5 protein-coding genes and 4 tRNA genes are annotated in these 6,319 nt (G+C 43.3%); 3 read left to right on the top strand and 6 right to left on the bottom strand.

Annotated features, from left to right (window positions below; all coding sequences use genetic code 11):
• Positions 1–116: 116 nt before the first annotated feature.
• From AB4486_RS21080 to AB4486_RS21065, 4 genes are all read right to left on the bottom strand, one after another.
• Positions 117–192, bottom strand: a tRNA-Thr gene (locus tag AB4486_RS21080).
• A gap of 13 nt (positions 193–205) precedes the next feature.
• Positions 206–280, bottom strand: a tRNA-Gly gene (locus AB4486_RS21075).
• Between the two features lie 39 nt (positions 281–319).
• Positions 320–404 (bottom strand) — tRNA-Tyr (locus tag AB4486_RS21070).
• Positions 405–448: 44 nt separating this feature from the next.
• Positions 449–524 (bottom strand) — tRNA-Thr (locus tag AB4486_RS21065).
• 210 nt (positions 525–734) lie between these two features.
• Here AB4486_RS21065 and coaA point away from each other — a divergent pair.
• Positions 735–1,658: a type I pantothenate kinase gene (gene coaA, locus AB4486_RS21060; RefSeq protein WP_017066910.1), complete on the top strand. Its 924-nt coding sequence runs from the start codon at positions 735–737 to the stop codon at positions 1,656–1,658.
• A gap of 7 nt (positions 1,659–1,665) precedes the next feature.
• Here the strand turns inward: coaA and birA are convergent, their stop codons facing one another.
• Positions 1,666–2,631 (bottom strand): bifunctional biotin--[acetyl-CoA-carboxylase] ligase/biotin operon repressor BirA, encoded by a 966-nt coding sequence (gene birA / locus AB4486_RS21055; protein ID WP_372101469.1) that lies wholly within the window; start codon positions 2,629–2,631, stop codon positions 1,666–1,668.
• A complete protein-coding gene (gene murB / locus AB4486_RS21050) occupies positions 2,628–3,674 on the bottom strand; it encodes a UDP-N-acetylmuramate dehydrogenase (RefSeq protein WP_017059799.1) in 1,047 nt (348 codons plus the stop codon). The genes birA and murB overlap by 4 nt, the downstream gene beginning before the upstream one ends.
• 66 nt (positions 3,675–3,740) lie before the next feature.
• Between murB and AB4486_RS21045 the strand changes: the two genes are divergently transcribed.
• Both AB4486_RS21045 and pssA read left to right on the top strand, forming a co-directional pair.
• A complete protein-coding gene (locus AB4486_RS21045) occupies positions 3,741–4,172 on the top strand; it encodes a GNAT family N-acetyltransferase (protein ID WP_372101466.1) in 432 nt (143 codons plus the stop codon).
• Between the two features lie 91 nt (positions 4,173–4,263).
• A complete protein-coding gene (gene pssA / locus AB4486_RS21040) occupies positions 4,264–5,604 on the top strand; it encodes a CDP-diacylglycerol--serine O-phosphatidyltransferase (RefSeq protein ID WP_029235079.1) in 1,341 nt (446 codons plus the stop codon).
• Positions 5,605–6,319: the final 715 nt, after the last annotated feature.

The following is a 6,319-nucleotide window of genomic DNA, read 5'->3' as shown; positions in this document are numbered from 1 at the left end:
TTCAAATTTTTCTTTAGACATGGGGTGTCCCTCTAGGTACGGATTAGGTGGCTTAAAATAAGACCACGCAACCAAAAAAAATGGTTTTCTTTATTAAAGGAGAAGAAGCTTTAGACTGGTGCTAATACCCAGAGTCGAACTGGGGACCTCACCCTTACCAAGGGTGCGCTCTACCGACTGAGCTATATCAGCACACAAAATGAGTTGGAGCGTGCAGCGGGAATCGAACCCGCATCATCAGCTTGGAAGGCTGAGGTAATAGCCATTATACGATGCACGCAACACGTAACTCTGTTTGAGCTATTTAACCTTTAGAATATGGTGGAGAGGGACGGATTCGAACCATCGAAGGCAGTGCCAACAGATTTACAGTCTGCTCCCTTTGGCCACTCGGGAACCTCTCCAAATTTTGAGCTTTCTCTCGCTTGCCTTATAGGAAGGGAGAAAGTGGTGCCGACTACCGGAATCGAACTGGTGACCTACTGATTACAAGTCAGTTGCTCTACCTACTGAGCTAAGTCGGCACAAGTGGGGCGCATTTTATTGAATGATTTTCCACCTTGCAATAGTAAATTGAAAAAAAGTGCAAAATTCTCTGACCAAACTCCTACATACGGCTATTTAGCTCAAGGTTTACGTCTTTAACCCGCATCTAGTACAGGAAGATATTTTATTTATCTATCGCTTGATGTATTTTCCATGCACTTGTTTTGTTATCCACTATAGAGTTTTGTATGAGCCCATTTATGTCATTTGACCGCGAACGTTGGTCTGAGCTAAGGAATTTAGTTCCGATGACACTTTCTGAGAGCGACTTAAAAGAGCTTCAAGGCATCAATGAAAAGCTCACAATGGAAGAGGCAGTAGAGATCTATCTACCGCTATCTCGTCTATTGAACCTCTATGTGGCAGCCAGACAGAATAGAAACTCGGTACTCCACCAATTTCTAGATAAGAAAGAGAAAGCGCCACCTTTTATCATCGGTATTGCGGGTAGCGTAGCTGTTGGCAAAAGTACCACTGCGCGTCTGCTTAAAGCCCTACTCTCTCGCTGGGAAAACCACCCAAAAGTTGAACTAGTGACAACCGATGGCTTTTTATATCCAAACGAGGTGTTAGAAGAGAAAGGGTTGATGAGCAAAAAGGGCTTTCCTGAATCTTACGATATCAAGCGTTTAGTGAACTTTGTTTCGGATGTAAAAGCTTGCAAGAGAAATGTCACAGCCCCTGTTTACTCGCATCTTACGTACAATATTACTGATGACGTTAAGTGCGTCGACCTACCAGATGTGCTTATTATTGAAGGGCTTAATGTTTTACAAACCGGAATGAATTATCCACACGAGCCACATCGCGTGTTTATTTCAGACTTCCTTGATTTCTCACTCTATGTTGACGCTGATAGCCAACAAATCAAAGAATGGTACGTCAATCGCTTTATGAAATTCCGCGATGGCGCGTTTACTAAGCCTGGCTCTTACTTTAGTCATTACACTAAATTATCGAACCAAGCCGCATTGGACAAAGCAGAAGGTATCTGGAGTTCAATTAATGGCTTGAACCTTGAACAAAATATCCTTCCGACAAGAGAAAGGGCTCACCTGATTCTACGTAAAGGCGCAGATCATATGGTTGAAGAAGTGTTACTAAGAAAATAGTAACGCCTTAGTCGCCTTTTCTTAGCGATATCTCGCCACCAATATAGCTCTCGACACCATTCTCAGTTTTGAGCAATACAGCACCTTGTTCATCGATGCCTTGAACAACACCTTCAATTTCTCTAGGTCCAATGATCAATCTAACATTGCGACCTAAGAAATTATCCAAGCGGTTCCAACGCTCTAAAAAATTGGACATTCCTTTCAACTCGTAGTCGACAAGTGACTTATCCCAAGCATTGATCAGAGCCTGCGCTAACTGGTTACGGTCTGGCACCTTCCCATCACACACTTCTTTAAGGGAAGTCCATGGCTGGCCAATACCTGATGTTGTTGGATCCATGGATAGGTTTAGCCCTAAACCAATCACAATATGCGCAGCGCCGCCAGACTGTCCTGACAGCTCGACCAAGATACCTGCAAGCTTCTTGTCATTGTGGTAAAGGTCGTTCGGCCATTTAAGCTTTACACCTTCTACGCCCATCTCTTCCAAAGCTTCAACAACAGCTACACCAACCACAAGGCTTAAGCCCATTGCGGCAGCCATCCCCGCGTCGAGTCTCCAATACATTGAAAGATAGAGGTTTGCACCAAATGGTGATACCCACTCTCGTCCACGGCGTCCACGACCCGCAGCTTGATATTCAGCAATACAGACAGAACCCGATTCGAGGGTGTTAGTGCGCTCTAATAGGTGTTGGTTTGTAGAACCTATGATGGGAATGAGTTCAAGAGAAGCATCGCGACTAACTGCAGACAATTTGTCTTGGTCAAGCATATCCAAACGACTGGCTAGTTTGTAACCCTTGCCTTGTACTCGGTAGATATCTAAACCCCACTCTTGAATACCTTTAATGTGCTTACTGATAGCCGCTCGTGATACGCCAATCATTTCACCTAGGTCTTCACCTGAATGAAACTCACCGTCAGAAAGACATCTCAATAGTGCAAGCTTGGTACTGTGCTCTCTCATGCCAATGACTCCAAAGCCTTATCCAAGTTTGTCTCGCAGTCTCGTCCCATAAAGCGCACTTCATGTTCCAATCGAATATCGAATTTATTCAAAACGGACTGGCGCACTCGCTCTGCAAGCTTAAGGATATCCACAGCAGAAGCCTCATCATAATTGATAATAACCAATGCTTGGTTGGGGTGAACCTGAGCGCCACCTTCTGTCACACCCTTGAACTGGCATTGATCAATCAGCCAGCCAGCAGCAACTTTGATCATGTCATTACTCTCATAACCAACCATATTTGGATATAGAGCTAACAAGCGATCAAAATGATCTTTGGTGATCACAGGGTTTTTGAAGAAGCTACCCGCATTCCCTTGTACTCTAGGGTCTGGCAGCTTACTTGAACGGATAGCACACACTTCATCAAATATAGTGCGAGGGGAGAGCGTATCGGCTGCTAGGCTTTTTAACGGGCCATAGTGATTGCATGGCTCCCACTCTTTCGGCAACGTTAAACCAATCGCAACAACAATCGCTTTATCGTAGAGAGCGTGTTTGAAAATAGAATCTCGGTAACCAAAGAGACACTCTTCTTTGCTTAATCGCTTAACTGTATAAGTATCCAGACACAGGATATCGACATACTCGCATACGTCTTGTAGCTCAACACCATACGCACCAATATTCTGAATCGGAGCAGAGCCGGAACAGCCGGGTATCATTGCTAGGTTTTCTAGACCACCCAGCCCTTTATCCACACTCCACTCAACCAAGCTTGGCCAATCCTCGCCACCACTCACATGCAGTAGGTGATGACTGTCCGTCTCGGCCAGCTCAATCCCGGCTAATTTATTCACGATGACCAGGCCAGCGAAGTGCTCAGTAAAAAGCATATTACTGCCCTTACCCAGTATTAACTTAGGCAAAGCTGACCATTTAGGGTCTTTGTAAAGCGAAATAAGTTCTTCGGTAGTGGTGACTTCAACCAACGCATCACACGTCTGATCGATGGAAAAAGTATGAACATTTTTTAAACTAGCATTGAGATGGAATTGCATGGCGATATTCAATTAACTTACACTGCGGTCATTCTACAGCAGATAAACCAATGGCGCAGTGACTGAATGAACAATGTCATCATTACTCAATTAGACCCAGTAAAGGTTCCCCTAATTAAACGTTTCTATAAAGAACATTACCCAACGGGAAAAGCGAATAAGAGTGAACTGATCTATTCGTTATTGCTGAATAACGAACTGTGCGGTGTCGTGCGTTTTCGTACAATAGAAAATAATCGCTTACTTACCGGTATGGCGATATCAAAACAACATCGTGGTCAGCAATTAGGCTCCCAGCTTATGGATTATTGTGCGCAACATACGCTTACGGAAGATGATTACTGCTTTGCGTACGCTCATCTCACCAATTTTTACGCGCGACACAAATTCGTACAAGTAGACCCTAAAGATCTACCAAATGGTTTAAGAGTTTTATACGAGCGCTATTCGAATAGCGGAAAAGATCTCATTCCTATGCATTATCAGCAAAATTGTTAGAGAATGCCTCGATTATCTAGTATTTGGTGCTATCCCTTTGGTAAAATTAAAAGTTCGCAATTTTGCATATTTTTAAGGTAAAACAGTCAATATGATTGCCAGTAGGAATCCATTCATACAGTTGCCAACCATAGCGCAGAATCCTGACAAGTTTGAAGTACTACTATCAGCGCAAGAGTTTCGAACTCGCCTACTTGATGAAATATCTCGCGCAACGACTCGTATTAGTTTAGTCGCTTTGTATCTTGAAGATGATGAGGCTGGCCGTGAGATCCTAACTGCCTTATATGAAGCAAAGCAAAAGAATCCAGAATTAGACGTGAGCGTTTGTGTCGATTGGCACCGGGCGCAGCGTGGATTGATTGGCGCAGAGTCTTCTGAAGGCAATGCAGCCATGTATAAAGAGTTCGCAGAGAAATATCAACATTCTGTGCCTGTCTATGGCATTCCCGTTCGCGGCAAAGAAGTCTTTGGCGTATTGCACTTAAAAGGCTTTATCGTCGATGATAGCGTGATATACAGCGGTGCAAGCCTTAACAATATCTATCTGAATTACCATGACCGCTATCGCTTTGATCGTTACCATGTTTTAAACAATGCAGCTCTTGCTGACTCAATGTTTGCCTACGTACACGAACAGATGGTTGCGGACAGCGCTGTTTATGACCTGGCTGATAAGAACAAGCCTGCGACCAAAGAACTGAAACCAGCGATTCGTCAGTTTCGAGCATCATTGGCAAGGTCTCAGTATCAATTCGAAGGGCAAGAGGTTTCAGCAGAGCAAGTGGCTGTAACACCATTGGTTGGTATCGGTAAAAGACGTAACCGTCTGAATCAGGGAATCAACCAACTCGTCGCTCAAGCTAAAGATGAAATCTTCATCTGCACACCTTACTTCAACTTCCCACCTAGCCTAGCTAAAGAAGTGAAGAAAGCACTTAAGCGTGGCGTAAAGGTCAGCATTGTTGTTGGTGATAAGACAGCGAATGATTTCTTTATCTCACCAGAAGAAGAGTTTAAAACGATTGGTGGTTTGCCATACCTTTACGAACTGAACTTACGCCGTTTCGCTAAAGCGAATGAAGCTCATATTGCTAGCCGTAATCTATCAATTCGACTTTGGCAACACGATTCCAATAGCTTCCACCTAAAGGGCATTTGGGTAGATAAGCGCTACATGCTACTAACAGGTAATAATCTAAATCCACGCGCATGGAAGTTGGATCTAGAGAACGGTATCTTTATCCAAGATAACTACCATCACCTAACAGACAAGTTTCAGGCTGAAGTGGATAACATCCTTCAACACACTCAGCTTATCTGTACTTATAAGCAGTTAGACAAGGTAGAGAGCTACCCGATGGAAGTTCAGAAGTTGATTCGTAAGATCACTCGTGTGAAAGCCGATAGGGTGCTTAAGCAAATACTGTAGTCGATGTATTAGAGACACTATTTATCAACGCCTAGCAAACGCTAGGCGTTTTTGTATCTACGAGATAGCTATTTAGGTTTGTTTGATGGTCTTTCGAATCAACATCTCTATTTATGCACAGTGAGTGTGATAGCTTGAAGTGTTAAGCATCCTACCTTTTCCTTAGTCAGTCTCAGGGTTCCAGATACGTGTATCAGGTATGGTTTAGATAGCAGCTAAACGAGTACCAATACGAACATAATCGACAATTACCCTTTACGTATTCAAGCAATAAAGTCTCACTCCTTAGGGCGAAGTACGTACGCGATAGAGAATTTCACATAGTAAAACAATCAGATTAGTGCTCTGCTCTATTTAGCTTAAGAGTTAGAAGTGACCACCTATATTCCCAAGCAGCACCTCCCGATATATAGAGAAGTACTTCATAGCTAGCGATAAGGATCTACTACTAAAACCCAAAACACATACGCAGGAAACGACGAAAGCCTAGTCGTCAGACTAGGCTTTCTGATATGTGCCGGAATAGCATGAAGTGCAGGGGCTCGGTGTCTTTATACCAATTAAAGTAAAAATGTGATCTAATTAAGATTGATGAATTATTGTGAAATTTAGCCATGGATAGCCTTAATAACACTGACTTCAAAAAGCTTGCGAGCCAGCAAAAAACCATTCAGATGAAGATGCGTTTACTTGCGCTCGCACACTTTAAAGACGG

Source organism: Vibrio sp. 10N.222.55.C6 (assembly GCF_041473395.1).
Taxonomy (GTDB): Bacteria; Pseudomonadota; Gammaproteobacteria; order Enterobacterales; family Vibrionaceae; genus Vibrio; species Vibrio crassostreae_C.
The sequence above is the reverse complement of the archived record's forward strand: the minus strand, read 5'-3'. Positions and strand labels throughout refer to the sequence as shown.

What these genes read in the sequence shown, in the direction of transcription:
- AB4486_RS21045 (WP_372101466.1), top strand. Translation starts at nt 3,741, where the DNA reads ATGAACAATGTCATCATTACTCAATTAGACCCAGTAAAGGTTCCCCTA.
- murB (WP_017059799.1), bottom strand. Translation starts at nt 3,674, where the DNA reads ATGCAATTCCATCTCAATGCTAGTTTAAAAAATGTTCATACTTTTTCC.
- coaA (WP_017066910.1), top strand. Translation starts at nt 735, where the DNA reads ATGAGCCCATTTATGTCATTTGACCGCGAACGTTGGTCTGAGCTAAGG.
- birA (WP_372101469.1), bottom strand. Translation starts at nt 2,631, where the DNA reads ATGAGAGAGCACAGTACCAAGCTTGCACTATTGAGATGTCTTTCTGAC.
- pssA (WP_029235079.1), top strand. Translation starts at nt 4,264, where the DNA reads ATGATTGCCAGTAGGAATCCATTCATACAGTTGCCAACCATAGCGCAG.